At 64.1% G+C, this 14,220-nt stretch carries 15 protein-coding genes; 7 read left to right on the plus strand and 8 right to left on the minus strand.

What is annotated here, in order from left to right; all coding sequences use genetic code 11:
- The first annotated feature begins 9 nt into the window (after positions 1-9).
- Positions 10-915 carry a LysR family transcriptional regulator gene (locus GR167_RS09955; RefSeq protein WP_160973310.1) on the plus strand — a complete coding sequence of 302 codons (906 nt, stop codon included), beginning with the start codon at positions 10-12 and terminating at the stop codon, positions 913-915.
- A 167-nt stretch (positions 916-1,082) separates the two neighbouring features.
- Here GR167_RS09955 and GR167_RS09960 read toward each other — a convergent pair whose 3' ends face one another.
- The gene (locus tag GR167_RS09960; RefSeq protein WP_160973311.1) at positions 1,083-1,496 is read right to left on the minus strand and encodes a c-type cytochrome; all 414 of its coding nucleotides are present in this window, start codon (positions 1,494-1,496) and stop codon (positions 1,083-1,085) included.
- 239 nt (positions 1,497-1,735) lie between these two features.
- Here GR167_RS09960 and GR167_RS09965 point away from each other — a divergent pair, with 239 nt between their 5' ends.
- Complete coding sequence (locus tag GR167_RS09965; RefSeq protein ID WP_160973312.1) at positions 1,736-2,872, plus strand: acyl-CoA dehydrogenase family protein; 1,137 nt, start codon at positions 1,736-1,738, stop codon at positions 2,870-2,872.
- Positions 2,873-2,884: 12 nt separating this feature from the next.
- Here GR167_RS09965 and ureG read toward each other — a convergent pair whose 3' ends face one another.
- From ureG to GR167_RS09980, 3 genes are read right to left on the minus strand one after another with little or no spacing between them, the layout of a single operon-like run.
- Positions 2,885-3,505, minus strand: coding sequence for an urease accessory protein UreG (ureG, locus tag GR167_RS09970; RefSeq protein WP_160973313.1), 621 nt, complete (start codon positions 3,503-3,505; stop codon positions 2,885-2,887).
- Positions 3,502-4,146 (minus strand): urease accessory protein UreF, encoded by a 645-nt coding sequence (locus GR167_RS09975; protein ID WP_160973314.1) that lies wholly within the window; start codon positions 4,144-4,146, stop codon positions 3,502-3,504. The genes ureG and GR167_RS09975 overlap by 4 nt, the downstream gene beginning before the upstream one ends.
- The gene (locus GR167_RS09980) at positions 4,136-4,690 is read right to left on the minus strand and encodes an urease accessory protein UreE (protein WP_160973315.1); all 555 of its coding nucleotides are present in this window, start codon (positions 4,688-4,690) and stop codon (positions 4,136-4,138) included. The genes GR167_RS09975 and GR167_RS09980 overlap by 11 nt, the downstream gene beginning before the upstream one ends.
- A gap of 109 nt (positions 4,691-4,799) precedes the next feature.
- Here GR167_RS09980 and GR167_RS09985 point away from each other — a divergent pair, with 109 nt between their 5' ends.
- Positions 4,800-5,123 (plus strand): hypothetical protein, encoded by a 324-nt coding sequence (locus GR167_RS09985; protein WP_235915897.1) that lies wholly within the window; start codon positions 4,800-4,802, stop codon positions 5,121-5,123.
- Positions 5,124-5,271: 148 nt separating this feature from the next.
- Here GR167_RS09985 and ureC read toward each other — a convergent pair whose 3' ends face one another.
- The 4 genes from ureC to GR167_RS10005 are packed head-to-tail and all read right to left on the minus strand — an operon-like array spanning position 5,272 to position 8,461.
- Positions 5,272-6,981, minus strand: coding sequence for an urease subunit alpha (gene ureC / locus GR167_RS09990; protein WP_160973316.1), 1,710 nt, complete (start codon positions 6,979-6,981; stop codon positions 5,272-5,274).
- Positions 6,981-7,286 carry an urease subunit beta gene (locus GR167_RS09995; protein WP_160973317.1) on the minus strand — a complete coding sequence of 102 codons (306 nt, stop codon included), beginning with the start codon at positions 7,284-7,286 and terminating at the stop codon, positions 6,981-6,983. Before GR167_RS09995 ends, ureC begins: the two co-directional genes overlap by 1 nt.
- A gap of 10 nt (positions 7,287-7,296) precedes the next feature.
- Positions 7,297-7,599: an urease subunit gamma gene (locus tag GR167_RS10000; RefSeq protein WP_160973318.1), complete on the minus strand. Its 303-nt coding sequence runs from the start codon at positions 7,597-7,599 to the stop codon at positions 7,297-7,299.
- A 1-nt stretch (position 7,600) separates the two neighbouring features.
- Positions 7,601-8,461: an urease accessory protein UreD gene (locus tag GR167_RS10005; RefSeq protein WP_212769896.1), complete on the minus strand. Its 861-nt coding sequence runs from the start codon at positions 8,459-8,461 to the stop codon at positions 7,601-7,603.
- Positions 8,462-8,848: 387 nt separating this feature from the next.
- Here GR167_RS10005 and urtA point away from each other — a divergent pair, with 387 nt between their 5' ends.
- From urtA to urtD, 4 genes are all read left to right on the plus strand, one after another.
- Positions 8,849-10,126: an urea ABC transporter substrate-binding protein gene (gene urtA, locus GR167_RS10010; protein ID WP_160973319.1), complete on the plus strand. Its 1,278-nt coding sequence runs from the start codon at positions 8,849-8,851 to the stop codon at positions 10,124-10,126.
- 66 nt (positions 10,127-10,192) lie between these two features.
- Positions 10,193-12,148, plus strand: a complete 1,956-nt coding sequence (gene urtB / locus GR167_RS10015; RefSeq protein ID WP_160973320.1) for an urea ABC transporter permease subunit UrtB — start codon at positions 10,193-10,195, stop codon at positions 12,146-12,148.
- A 102-nt stretch (positions 12,149-12,250) separates the two neighbouring features.
- On the plus strand, positions 12,251-13,483 hold the full coding sequence (gene urtC / locus GR167_RS10020) for an urea ABC transporter permease subunit UrtC (RefSeq protein ID WP_160973321.1): 1,233 nt from the start codon (positions 12,251-12,253) through the stop codon (positions 13,481-13,483).
- A complete protein-coding gene (gene urtD, locus GR167_RS10025; RefSeq protein WP_160973322.1) occupies positions 13,480-14,220 on the plus strand; it encodes an urea ABC transporter ATP-binding protein UrtD in 741 nt (246 codons plus the stop codon). The genes urtC and urtD overlap by 4 nt, the downstream gene beginning before the upstream one ends.

The following is a 14,220-nucleotide window of genomic DNA, read 5'->3' on the forward strand; positions in this document are numbered from 1 at the left end:
GGTAAGAACATGGACCGCCTGACTGAAATGGAAGCTTTCGCCACCGTTGTGGATCAAGGTGGGTTCACCGATGCCGCCAAGAAGATGGGTATTTCCAAATCGGCCGTGTCGAAACATGTGTCCAGCCTTGAGGCCCGCCTTGGCGCCCGCTTGCTGAACCGCACCACCCGCCGCGTCAGCCCGACCGAAATCGGCCTGGCCTATTACGACCGCGCCCGCCGGGTGCTGACTGATGCGGGCGAAGCCGACGCGCTGGTCACCTCGATGCAATCGGCGCCCTCGGGTCTACTGCGGATCAGCGTCGCCACCGATTTCGGCGTCAATCACCTGTCGCCGATCCTGGGCGATTTCCTGTCCGATTTCCCCGACATCACCGTCAACATGGTGCTGAACAACCGCTACGTGGAACTGATCAGCGAAGGTTTCGACATGGCGATCCGCATCGGCGAGCTGGAAGACAGCACCCTGCGCGCCCGCAAGCTGACCGAAACCACCAAGCGGATGATCGCCGCGCCCGGCTATTTCGAAAAATACGGCCGGCCGCAGAAGATCGACGATCTGAACGAACACAAGCTGCTGCATTATTCCAACCAGTCGAACGGCAATGTCTGGAAACTGACCGCGCCGTCGGGCGAAAAGCGCCAAGTGCGCACCGCCGGCTGGCTGAGCGTCAATGACGGCCAGTCGCTGCTGAACGCCGCCGTGGCCGGGCTGGGCATCGCCTATCTGCCCAGCTATCTGTATGCCGACGCGATGAAGCAGGGCCTGGTCGAGGATGTGATCCCCGAGCTGCCGATGGAAACCCAGGGCATCTATGCGGTCTACCCGCCGGGCCGTTTCACCCAGCCCAAGGTCCGCGCCTTCATCGATTTCCTGGCCCATGCCTTCGCCGATACCGGCCCGACAGATTGGTAAGTTTTCCCCCCGCGTTTTCCAAGCGCCCCTCTGCCCCGGCTTCGGCCGGGGTTTTTCTTTGGGGGGATGAAGCGTGGTGGTTGGCGATGATCCCGAACGGCAAAGGGCGCCCGTCGGGGCGCCCATCAAGGCCGGTTGGCCTTCTCTCTACGCGAATGAGCCGGGGATCATTCCTGGATCGAGCCCAGGTAATAGACCAGCGACAGGATGCGGCCGCGCACCACCAATTCGCGCGATTCGGGCGTTTCGCTTTCGGCCTCCGACGCGCGCGCCGACACCATGTAGCGATCCCCCCAAACCGGCATGTCGCCGCCGTGGAACTTGATCATGTCGCGCCCGTCCACGATCCAGAGCGCATATTCGAACGGAAAGGTGCCGCCGCCCTTTTCGGAAGTCAGCTTGGTCAGGTCATAGGGTTTGGTCGTCATCGACGCCGCGGCCGGGCCGTCGCCCTTGCCGGTTTCGCCGTGGCAGCCGGCGCAGGCGATCATGTATTCTTGCTGGCCGGTTCGTTCCTCGGCAAGTCCCGCGGTGGCGAGCAGGCTCAAAATCGCGCCTGCGGCTAGTATCGACTTGGTCATAGTAATTCCTCCCATGAAGCGATCACCGGTTCAAAATGAAACCGTAAAATTAAGTTTACCTTGGGTAAGGTTCGGCGCATTGACTTGCATCAAGATCGCGAAGGTGGGTGCGGCCTGCCCCATACGGGGTGCCTTTTGCAAAACTCACGTAAGGTTTTGCGCCGATACCCCCTTTGCGTCGGACCGGTTCTCTGACATTTTTCCGGCCGATCAGGCGATGCCAAGGGAGGGGTTTCAACATGAGCGTCATCACCGAAGACCAGCAGATGATTCAGGACATGGCGCGCGGGTTCGCGCGCGACGTGCTGGCACCGGGGGCGGCGGCCCGCGACAAATCGAAGGTCATCGAACCGGAGGTTCTGGCGCAGATGGGCGAGCTGGGATTCCTTGGCATGACCGTTCCCGAGGAACTGGGCGGCGTCGGGGCCGATTACGTGTCCTATGCGCTGGCGCTGATGGAAATCGCCGCCGGGGACGGCGCGATTTCGACGGTGATGAGCGTGCATAACGCGCCCTTCAACGCGATCCTGCAACGCTATGCCAGTGCCGAACAGCAGGAACAGGTTCTGCGCCCGGCCGTGCAGGGCAAGTTCATCGGCGCCTTCGCCCTGACCGAACCGCATGCCGGGTCCGATGCCTCGGCCATCCGCACCCGGGCGCGGCGCGATGGCGACGATTACGTGATCAACGGCGAAAAGGCCTTCATCACCTCGGGCAAGATCGGCGAATGGGTGGTGGTCTTCGCCCGGATGGAGGGCAGCGAGGGCAAGCGCGGGATCACCGCGTTCCTGGTGCGCACGGACAATCCCGGCTATCACGTCACCTCGGTCGAGGAAAAGCTGGGTCAGCGTTGTTCGGATACCTGCGCCTTGCGGTTCGAGGATATGCGCGTGCCCGCCGCGATGCGGATCGGCGAGGAAGGCGACGGATACCGGATCGCGCTGTCCAGCCTGGAAACGGGCCGCATCGGCATCGCGTCGCAATCGGTCGGCATGGCGCAGGCGGCCCTGGATATGGCCATTGACTATGCCAAGGACCGGCAGTCCTTCGGCCAGCCGCTGATCGCTCATCAGGCGGTCGGTTTCCGCCTGGCCGATGCGAGCACCCAGCTGGAGGCGGCGCGGCAGCTGGTGCTGAACGCGGCGCGGATGAAGGATGCGGGCATTCCCTGCCTGACCGAGGCGGCGATGGCGAAGCTGTTCGCATCGGAAGCGGCCGAGCGGATCATTTCCGACGCGATCCAGACTTTCGGCGGCTATGGCTACATGCAGGATTTCGCGGTGGAACGGATCTACCGCGACGCGCGGGTCTGCCAGATCTACGAGGGCACCAGCGACATCCAGAAACTGATCATCACCCGCGCCCTGGCGGGCTGAGCCTGGCTGAAATCAGGCGGGCACCAGCCCGCCGATTTCCTCGATCAGTTCGACCACCTTGTCGATGCCTTCGCCCTTGCGCAGCGCGGTGAACACGAAGGGCTTTCCTGCGCGCATCCGGGTGGCGTCGCGGTCCATCACCTCGAGCGAGGCGCCGACGTAAGGGGCCAGGTCGGTCTTGTTGATGATCAGGATGTCGGATTTGGTGATCGCCGGGCCGCCCTTGCGCGGGATTTCTTCGCCCGCGGCCACGTCGATCACGTAAAGCGTCAGGTCGGCCAGTTCCGGGCTGAACGTGGCGCTGAGGTTGTCGCCGCCGGATTCGATCAGCACGATTTCCACCTCGGGGTGGCGTTTGCGCATTTCGTCCACGGCGGCAAGGTTGATCGACGCGTCTTCGCGGATCGCGGTATGCGGGCAGCCGCCGGTTTCCACGCCGATGATCCGGTCCTGCGGCAGCACCTGCAGCCGCATCAGCGCCTCGGCGTCTTCCTGCGTATAGATGTCATTGGTGATCGCGCCGATGGAATATTTGTCCGACAGCGCCTTGCACAGGGCGGCGGTCAGCGTGGTCTTGCCCGCGCCGACGGGGCCGCCGATGCCGATGCGCAGAGGTCCGTGAGGGGAAGTCATGATCGGAAAAGCCTCGTGTATTGGGTTTCGTGTTTCATCGCGGCGATATCGGCCATGAAGACCGATCCGCCCAGATCGTCCGGGGTCAGGGCTTCGGTTTCGGCCGCGAGGGTTTCGCACAGCGGCGTGAGAGCAGTCAGCACCGCCTGGCCCTCGGTCTGGCCCAGCGGCACCAGACGGATCGCCGCCGAGGTCAGGTTGCTGGCAAAGGCATGCAGATACATAGCTGAGGTCTGGCGCAGCGGGAAGCCATGCGCCCGGGCCGCGTATCCCACCGCCACCGGATAGGTCAGGTCGGGCATGTCGTCGCCCCAGATCGCCGCGGTGGTCCGGCAGAAGGCGGCGCCCTGCGCTTCGGTTTCCAGCAGCCGTTCCTTCGAGGGCGCATAGGCGCGGGCCAGGTCGTCCAATTCGCGAAGCGCGCCGGGATCGGAGCGATGCGCGCAGGCCAGCAGGATCGCGTCGTTGCGGCCGGTGCCATGACGCAGGATGTCTTCCAGCCAGTCGCGGAAGCTGTCGGCATCGCGCACCTGTCCGGTCTCCACCGCCCATTCCAGACCATGGCTATAGCTGAAGGCGCCCACCGGATAGGCGGGCGACAGCCATTGCGCCAGGGTCAGAAGGGCGGTGTCAGTGATCATGGCCGTGGTCGTGGCTATGCGTGTGGCTATGGTCGTGCGTGTGGTCATGCCCGTGCGAATGATCGTGGTCATGCGCATGGGTGTGCAGCGTCGCCCCGTGTTCGTGGCTGTGGGTGCGGCCATGGCCATAGGCGCCGCCTTCGGGGATGAAGGGTTCGCTGACCTCTTCCACCGTCGCGCCGAGATGCGCCAGCATCGCCTGGATCACGTGATCGCGCTGGATAAGCAGCCGCTCGGCCTCGATCTGGCAGGGGGTGTGGCGGTTGCCGATATGCCAGGCCAGCCGGGGCAGATTGTCGCCGGTGACCTGCAGCAGCGCCTCGGCGGCGGCGGTGACGGCGACGAAGCGCCCGTCCTCCAATTCGAACGCGTCGCCATCGTCCACCGAGGTGGTTTGTTCCAGATCGACGAGGAATTTATCGCCCTCGAGCGTGTGCAGAACTTTGCGGCGCAGGAATCTTTGCTCATAGGTCAGGGACACTCGGTCGCAGGCATCGGCCCAATCGCCCTTTTTTCTCAACATATACGCATTCGGTAGACTCATTACGTCATATCCTGTGTCTTTTCTGGTTGGAGCGGGGTAAATTCCGAGACCCTCGTGCCGTATTAAGAGGATGATAAGCCACTTCTAAACGGTATCTGGGGATATACTTATGATGATGAAATTCGGCCTTGCCGACGATCTTGCTGAAATTCGTGAAGAAATCGCTCGCCTGCGTGCACGGGAAGCCGCCATTCAGGCTGCCATCCTGAGCTTCGAAGGCGGCATTCCGTCCGGGCGCGAACACCGCGTCGAACTGGTGGAGCACCGCGAAATGGTGTTCGACAAGGACCGGCTGCCCGAAGAGGTCCGCGACAATCCGCGTTACTGGTCCGAACGGGTCACCCAGAGCGTGCGCTGCCTGCCGATCCGGTCGCAGACCGACCGTCCCGGCTGGCCGATCCGCCGCCTGATGTCGGATGCCCTGGCGCACTGAGACCGCCTGTCTGATTTCCCGGATCGCACGCGATCCGGCCCGCGCTCGGCCATGTCCCCTCGGCCGGGCGCGACATATTTCGGGGGCGGCGAAACCTGTTTCGCGCACCCCCCGCTGAAGGCTGTCGAAGCTCTTCACGCCTTTTTCCTCAGAACATGAAATACCGCTGCGCCATCGGCAGCTTTTCCGCCGGCTGGCAGGTCAGCAATTCGCCATCGGCGCGCACTTCGTAGGTTTCGGGGTGCACCTCGATATGCGGGGTGGCGTCGTTCAGTTTCAGGTCCTTCTTGCCGATGCCGCGGGTGTGCTGCACCGCCACGGTCTGCTTCGCCAGCTCCAGCGTTTCGCGAATGCCCTCGGCCTCGGCCGCGGCCGACACGAAGGTGACGGCGGAATGTTCCACCGACCGGCCATAGGCACCGAACATCGGGCGCGAATAGACCGGCTGCGGGGTGGGGATCGACGCGTTCGGGTCGCCCATCTGCGCCATCACGATGGTACCCGCCATCAGCACCATTTCCGGCTTCACGCCGAAAAAGGCCGGGTTCCACAGCACCAGGTCGGCGCGCTTGCCTTCTTCGATCGACCCGATTTCATGGGCGATGCCATGCGCGATGGCCGGGTTGATGGTGTATTTGGCGATATAGCGGCGGACGCGGAAATTGTCGTTGTCGCCGGTTTCCTCGGCCAGACGACCGCGCTGTTTCTTCATCTTGTCGGCGGTCTGCCAGGTGCGGATCAGAACCTCGCCCACCCGGCCCATGGCCTGACTGTCCGACGCGATGATCGAAAAGGCGCCGATGTCGTGCAGGATATCCTCGGCCGCGATGGTTTCGCGGCGGATGCGGCTTTCGGCGAAGGCCACATCCTCGGGGATCGCCTTGTCCAGGTGGTGGCAGACCATCAGCATGTCCAGGTGTTCGTCCACCGTGTTGACGGTGAACGGTCGCGTCGGGTTGGTCGAGGCGGGCAGCACGTTGGGTTCGCCGCAGACCTTGATGATGTCGGGGGCGTGGCCACCGCCCGCGCCTTCGGTGTGGAAGGCGTGGATGGTGCGGCCCTTCATCGCCGCCATGGTGTGTTCGACAAAGCCCGATTCATTCAAAGTATCGGTATGGATCATCACCTGGATATCCATCGCGTCCGCCACCGACAGGCAGCAATCAATCGCCGCAGGGGTGGTGCCCCAGTCTTCGTGCAGTTTCAGGCTGCAGGCGCCCGCCTTGACCTGTTCCTCCAAGGCGGCGGGCAGCGACGCGTTGCCCTTGCCGGCAAAGGCCAGGTTCATCGGAAACGCATCGGCGGCCTGCAGCATCCGGCCGATATGCCAAGGGCCTGAGGTGCAGGTGGTCGCCAACGTGCCATGCGCCGGGCCGGTGCCGCCGCCCAGCATGGTGGTCAGCCCCGAATGCAGCGCGTCGTCGATCTGCTGCGGGCAGATGAAATGGATATGGCTGTCGAAGCCGCCGGGGGTCAGGATCTTGCCTTCGCCCGCGATCGCCTCGGTCCCCGGTCCGACGATGATGTCGACGCCGGGCTGGGTGTCGGGGTTGCCCGCCTTGCCGATCTTGTGGATGCGGCCGCCCTTCAGCCCGACATCGGCCTTGTAGATGCCGTTGTGATCGACGATCAGCGCGTTGGTGATCACCGTGTCCACAGCGCCGTCCGCGCGGGTGACCTGGGATTGGCCCATGCCGTCGCGGATCACCTTGCCGCCGCCGAATTTCACCTCTTCGCCATAGGTGGTGTAATCCTTTTCCACCTCGATGATCAGGTCGGTATCGGCCAGGCGCAGCCGGTCGCCGGTGGTGGGGCCGTACATGGCGGCATAATCGGAGCGGGAGATTTTAGCGGGCATCAGAGGTCCCCCATGATTTTCTGGTTAAAGCCGTAAACCTTGCGCGCCCCCGCGATCGGGATCAGCGTCACCTCGCGGCGCTGGCCCGGTTCGAACCGCACCGCGGTTCCCGCCGCGATGTCCAGCCGCATGCCGCGCGCCGCTTCGCGGTCGAAGTCGAGCGCCGGGTTGGTTTCATAAAAATGGTAATGCGACCCGACCTGCACCGGGCGGTCGCCGGTATTGGCCACCATCAGGGTGATGCTTTCGCGGCCTTCGTTCAGGGTCAGGTCGCCTTCGGCGGGGAAAAGCTCTCCGGGGATCATGTCAGCCTCCTCAGCGGATCGGGTCGTGCACGGTCACCAGCTTGGTGCCGTCCGGGAAGGTCGCTTCGACCTGCACTTCGGGGATCATTTCGGCGATGCCCTCCATGCATTGCTCGCGGGTGATCACTTGCGCGCCCGCCTGCATCAGGTCGGCCACCGAACGGCCGTCGCGGGCGCCTTCGACCACCGCGTCGGTGATCAGCGCGATCGCTTCGGGGTGGTTCAGCTTGACGCCGCGCGCCAGCCGCTTGCGCGCGACTTCAGCCGCCATCGCGACCAGCAGTTTGTCTTTTTCTCTGGGCGTGAGTTGCATGTCAGATCATCCAGGTTCGGGGAAGGTTGGCCCCGTTCAGCCGCTGCAGAACGGGGATCAGGGTCTTGCGCAGCTCGAACCCGTCGGGCGCGAGCAGGCGCAGGTATAGCAGGCCGGGCCGGATCACCGAAGCCCCGGCGGTATCGGGCAGCAAGGCGCGGATCGGGGCCAGATGGCTGTCGGCCTCGGAGTCCGACGTCGCCAGCAGGACCGAGGCCATCGCGCCCGCGCCGCCGCCGGTGGCCGTGCGCGCCATGTGCGCCACCAGGTCGCCCGACAGCCGCATCGTGTCGGCAAAGACCGGGCGGCCGTCGCGGGTCACCCGTATATGATCGGTCAGCCGGGCGTCGCGCACCGTTTCGCCCATCGCGGCGCGGCCCAGGATCAGCGGTTCCACCATCAGGAAACGCGCCGATCCGGTCAGGTCGATCCGCAGCTGGCGGTCAAGTGCTGCGCGGTCGAACAGGATGGTTTCCTGCGGCAGCCAGTCGAGCCGCGCACCGTCTTCGACGCAAAGCCGGGTGTCGATCCTGCCCACCTCTCCGGGCTGGGCACGGTAAATCCGTTCCGCCGCCTGGGTCGACAGCCGCAGATGGCTGCCCGCCTGCGCGCTGGCGCTCAGCGCGATGCGGTCGCCGCCGGTGACCCCGCCCGCGGTGTTGACCTGGATCGCGGTCAGTTCCGGCGCGGCGCTGCGCGGGAACAGCATCTTGAGACAGCCCGAGGTGCGGAAATCGGCCAGGGCGGAGCGGTCGCCGCGCGGCTTGGCGGCGATCAGCGCCGTGCCCTGGGCGCGGGGCTGCTGCGAAACATGCCCCTCCGATGGTATTTTGGCCGCGATAGTGATGGTCCCCTCCGGCAATTGCGCCTTGTTGCAGGATTCGGTTGCACAATGTGAAGCCGCTTGGAAGTGGAGCGCTCAAAAATCGGGCTGAGAGCGGTTTTTCGCGAATGTATCGATTAATTGTTATGCATGAAGGGCTTTGCCTGCCTGCAAATTCATCAACTCCGGCGGGTTTGCCGCTTGGCTGCGCTGCAGCAATTGCGCGGTGACGCGCTTCCGACCTCTGCTGAGACTGCCGTCGGGGAAGCTTGGCCCGGATGGCGTGTGACGGCCGCAAGTATGTGGAAATCGAACGGCCGCCACACAGTAGCAACAAAAAACAGATGTTGCGGGGGAAGACGTAGGGAGTGCGGCACTGCCGTTCAAGGCCTGCGTAAATTTCAAATCCCCGCCTGGAGGATTACCATGACCATTCTGAAATCCACACTCGCGGGGGCGATGGTGCTGACCATGTCGCTGCCGGCCTTTGCCGCCGAAGACACGATCAAGGTCGGTGTGCTGCATTCGCTGTCCGGCACGATGGCGATTTCCGAAACCACCCTGAAAGACACGATGCTGATGCTGATCGACGAACAGAACGCCAAGGGCGGCGTTCTGGGCAAGCAGCTCGAAGCGGTCGTTGTCGATCCGGCCTCCGACTGGCCGCTGTTTGCCGAAAAGGCGCGCGAATTGCTGACCGTGCAGGATGTCGACGTGATGTTCGGCTGCTGGACCTCGGTGTCGCGCAAATCGGTTCTGCCGGTGATCGAGGAACTGAACGGGCTGTTGTTCTACCCGGTTCAGTACGAGGGCGAAGAAAGCTCCAAGAACGTGTTCTACACCGGCGCCGCGCCGAACCAGCAGGCGATCCCGGCCACCGACTATTTCCTCGACGAACTGGGGGTCGAGAAATTCGCGCTGCTGGGCACCGACTATGTCTATCCGCGTACCACCAACAACATCCTGGAAAGCTACCTGAAGTCGAAGGGCATCGCCGAGGAGGACATCTTCGTCAACTACACCCCGTTCGGCCATTCGGACTGGTCGAAAATCGTGGCTGACGTGGTGGCGCTCGGCGCCGACGGCAAGAAGGTCGGCGTGATTTCCACCATCAACGGCGACGCCAATATCGGTTTTTACAAGGAACTGGCGGCGGCCGGCATTTCGGCCGACGACATCCCGGTCGTGGCCTTCTCGGTCGGTGAAGAGGAACTGTCGGGTCTGGATACCACCAACCTGGTCGGTCACCTGGCGGCCTGGAACTACTTCCAGTCGGCCGAATCCGACCTGAACGACGAATTCGTCGCCGCCTGGAAGGCCAAGATGGGCGACGAGCGCGTCACCAACGACCCGATGGAAGCGCATTACATCGGCTTCAACATGTGGGTGAACGCGGTCGAAGCGGCCGGCACCACCGATGTTGACGCGGTTTCCACCGCCATGATCGGCCAGGAATACCCGAACCTGACCGGCGGCACCGCCGTGATGCTGCCCAACCACCACCTCGCCAAGCCGGTGCTGATCGGCGAAATCCAGGCCGACGGCCAGTTCGACATCATCAGCCAGACCGCGGAAGTGCCGGGCGACGCCTGGACCGACTTCCTGCCGGAATCGGCGGTTCTGAAATCGGATTGGAAGGACCTGGGCTGCGGCATGTACAACACCGAGACCAAGAGCTGCGTGCAGCTCAAGTCGAACTACTGATCGACTGAACGGGCGGGCGCTGAGCGCCCGTCCACCCCAATTTCAGACTTTCCCGGGTTTCCCCTCATGCGGCCATTTCTGACCCTGTTCGGCGCAGCCATTCTGCTTGCGCTCTCTCTTCCGGTGCAGGCCGGTCCGGTGCAGGACATCCTGCAGGAACACGGCGCGATCATCGAAAAATCATCGCGCAAGACGATCGAACCGGCGATCGATGCCTTGGCAAACAGCGGTCTGCCGCAGGCGCAGCAGGTGCTGGAGGACTGGCAGGCCAAGGACATGTGGCTGCGCAAGGAAGACGGGTTGTTCTTCAAGGGCGAGGTGCTGCCCTCCAAGGCAATCCGGCTGAGTGATTTCGATACCGGCGAGGTGGTCGGCGAGGCCGACAAGACCGCGCTGAAACAGCTCAAACCCAATTCCGGCATTCGCGCGCTGATCGCCACCGCCCTGGTGCAGTTTCAGCTGTCCGATCCCGACCCGGCCCGGCGCGCCGAGGCGCTGATCGCCATCACCCGCGCACCCGATGCGTCCACGCTCGCGCCGCTGCGCGGCTCCATCGAGGGCGAGGTCGATCCGGGGCTGAAGGCGCGCAAGCTGCGGCTGGAACGGCTGCTGACGATTTCCTTCGACCCCGATGAGGCCGCCCGGATCGGCGCCATCGAAAGCTTTGCGGGCGATCTGGGCGTCGATGTGCGCGCCGCGCTGAACCCGATCCTGACCACCAAGCGCCGGGTGTTCGCGGGCGACCCGCCCGGTGATCTCAACATCGCCCGGATGCTGAAACCGGGCTCCGACGCGCTGCCCGAAGCGGAAGCCTACGACCTGATCGTCGCGGCCAAGCTCGGCCCGCCGCGGCTGACCCCCGACGATCTGCGCGCCGCGATGCTGGCCAATATCGAAAACGGCGCGGTCGGCGGCGTGCCGGTGGCCGAGCTGAGCACCGACGCCGCCCGCATCCGCGCCTATGCCGCGCTGGCAAACGCGGGCGCCGTGCCCGCCGCCGTCACCGATGCGCAGGCGGCAGAGGCGGTGAAGGCCCACCGTTTCGCCGATATCTACGACGAGCCGTCAAAGCCGGTGACCGATGCCGCAAGCGCCACGCTGTCGGCGGTTGAGACCAAGGTGGCGCTGAACCAGGCGCTCGACCTGGGGCTCGACGCTCTCTCGCTCGCCTCGATCTATTTCCTCGCCGCCATCGGGCTTGCCATCACCTTCGGCGTGATGGGGGTGATCAACATGGCGCATGGCGAATTCATCATGATGGGCGCCTATACCGGCTACGTGGTGCAGCAGCTGATCCCGAATTACACGCTGTCGATCATCGTGGCGATCCCGATGGCCTTCGCGGTCACCTTCGGCGCCGGGGTGGCGATGGAACGGCTGGTGATCCGCTGGCTCTATTCGCGCCCCTTGGAAACCCTGCTGGCCACTTTCGGCATTTCCATCGCGCTGCAGCAGATCGCCAAGAACATCTTCGGCACCCAGGCGCGGCCGCTGACCTCGCCGGGCTGGCTCGACGGGGCCTGGGTGCTGAACGACGTGGTGTCGATCAGCTATATCCGCATCGCGATCTTCGTGCTGGCGCTGATTTTCCTGGGTTTCTTCCTGTTCCTGATGAAGAAGACGCGGCTGGGGCTGGAAACCCGCGCGGTGACGCAGAACCCGCGCATGGCGGCCTCGATGGGGATCAACCCGGATCGGGTCAACATGCTGACCTTCGGGCTGGGATCGGGCATCGCGGGGATCGCGGGCGTCGCCATCGGGCTTTACGCCAAGGTGACCAGCGAACTCGGCGCCGATTACATCGTGCAAAGCTTCATGACCGTGGTGGTGGGCGGTGTCGGCAATATCTGGGGCACGCTGCTGGGCGCGACCATGATCGGGTCGCTGCAGAAGGGCATCGAATGGCTGAACCCGTCCAACACGCTGGCGGCGCAGACCTACATGATCATCTTCATCATCATCTTCATCCAGTTCCGCCCGCGCGGGATCATCGCCCTCAAGGGCCGCGCCGCAGGAGACTGATATGACCAACATTCCTTCTTCTGTTCACAAATATCCCGGGGGGTGTGGGGGGCTGGCCCCCCACCGGCGCGACGCCAGACAAGCCGCGAAAGGGGCCGGAAAATGAAAAACAGCTTCCTGATGCGCAACCCTTCGGTGCTGATCTTCCTCGGCCTGCTGGCGCTGTTCACCCTCGCCGTCACCCTGATGTCCGAAGCGACCGGCGCCGGGCTGATTTCCACCAGTTTCGTCAAGACGCTGGGCAAGACGCTCTGCCTGTGCCTGATCGCCATCGCGATGGATCTGGTCTGGGGCTATACCGGCATCCTCAGCCTTGGCCATTTCGCCTTCTTCGGCCTCGGCGGCTACATGATCGGCATGTGGCTGATGTATGAACGCACCCGGCAGATCGTCGAAGCGTCGCTCGCCAATGCCGAAATTCCCCCGACGCCGCAGGAGGTTTCCGACGCCATCGGCACGCAGATTTTCGGCGTGGTGGGCGGCAGCGACTTTCCCGCGATCTGGGCCTTCGCCGACAGCCTGACGATCCAGCTGATCCTGGTGGTCGCGGTGCCCGGCCTGCTGGCGCTGATCTTCGGCTGGCTGGCCTTCCGCTCGCGCGTCACCGGCGTCTACCTGTCGATCCTGACCCAGGCGATGACGCTGGCCCTTGCCCTCTACCTGTTCCAGAACGACAGCGGCTTGCGCGGCAATAACGGGCTTTCGGGGCTGCAAAACCTGCCCGGCGCCGACGGCATCCCGCAAAGCGTGGTGTCAATCTGGTTCTTCTGGGCCTCGGCGCTGGCGTTGGCGCTTGGTTATCTGCTGGCCGCCTTCGTGGTGTCGGGCAAGTTCGGCAGCGTCATCCGCGGCATCCGCGACGACGAGGCACGGGTGCGGTTCCTGGGCTATTCGGTCGAGGGCTATAAGCTTTTCATCTTCGTCATCACCGCGATGATTTCGGGCATCGCGGGCGCGCTTTATTACCCGCAGGCGGGGATCATCAACCCGGCCGAAATCGCGCCGATCGCGTCGATCTACCTCGCCGTCTGGGTCGCCATCGGCGGGCGCGGGCGGCTTTACGGCGCGGTGATCGGGGCGGCTCTGGTCAGCCTGGTGTCGACATGGTTCACCGGCGGGCAGGTGCCCGATCTGCCGCTCGGGTTTACCACGATAAAATGGGTCGACTGGTGGCAGGTGCTGCTGGGGCTGAGCTTCGTCCTGGTCACCCTGTTCGCGCCCAAGGGGATCGGCGGGCTGTTCGACCTGTTGGACGGTATCCGCAGCCCGAAACGCCACGGCGCACCTTTGGGCCCCGATGCCGGGGCGCTTCGGGAAAGGGAGGCACAGGAATGAGCACGCTTCTGGAAGTGTCGGGCGTTTCCGTCAGTTTCGACGGGTTCAAGGCGATCAACAACCTGTCGTTCCAGATCGGTCCGGCTGAAATGCGCGCCATCATCGGTCCGAACGGGGCGGGTAAGACCACCTTCATGGATATCGTGACGGGCAAGACGCGCCCCGACGAGGGCCGCGTGCTGTGGGGCGAAAAATCCCTGTCGCTGCTGAAGATGTCCGAGGCGCGGATCGCCCGCGAAGGGGTCGGCCGCAAGTTCCAGCGCCCCACCGTGTTCGAGGATCAGAGCGTTCACGACAACCTGCTGATGGCGCTGAAGAACGACCGCACGCCGTGGTCGGTGCTGTTCTTCCGGCCCAAGTTCAAGGACCTGGCGCGGGTCGAGGAGCTGGCCAGCGAAATCGGCCTGTCGGATGAGCTGAACCGCAAGGCGGGCGAGCTGAGCCACGGGCAGAAGCAATGGCTGGAAATCGGCATGTTGCTGGCGCAGGAACCGCGGCTGTTGCTGGTCGATGAACCCGCCGCTGGCATGACCCTGTCGGAACGCGAACACACCACCGATATCCTGGTCGAGGCGGCCAAGACCCGCGCGGTGGTGGTGGTGGAACACGATATGGAATTCGTCCGGCGGCTCAATTGCAAGGTCACCGTGCTGCACGAAGGCAGCGTTCTGGCCGAAGGATCGCTGGACCATGTCACCCAAAACCAAGACGTCATCGACGTGTATCTGGGGCGCTGA

The sequence above is a fragment of the Thalassovita mangrovi genome, from assembly GCF_009857745.1.
GTDB classification, from domain to species: Bacteria; Pseudomonadota; Alphaproteobacteria; order Rhodobacterales; family Rhodobacteraceae; genus Thalassobius; species Thalassobius mangrovi.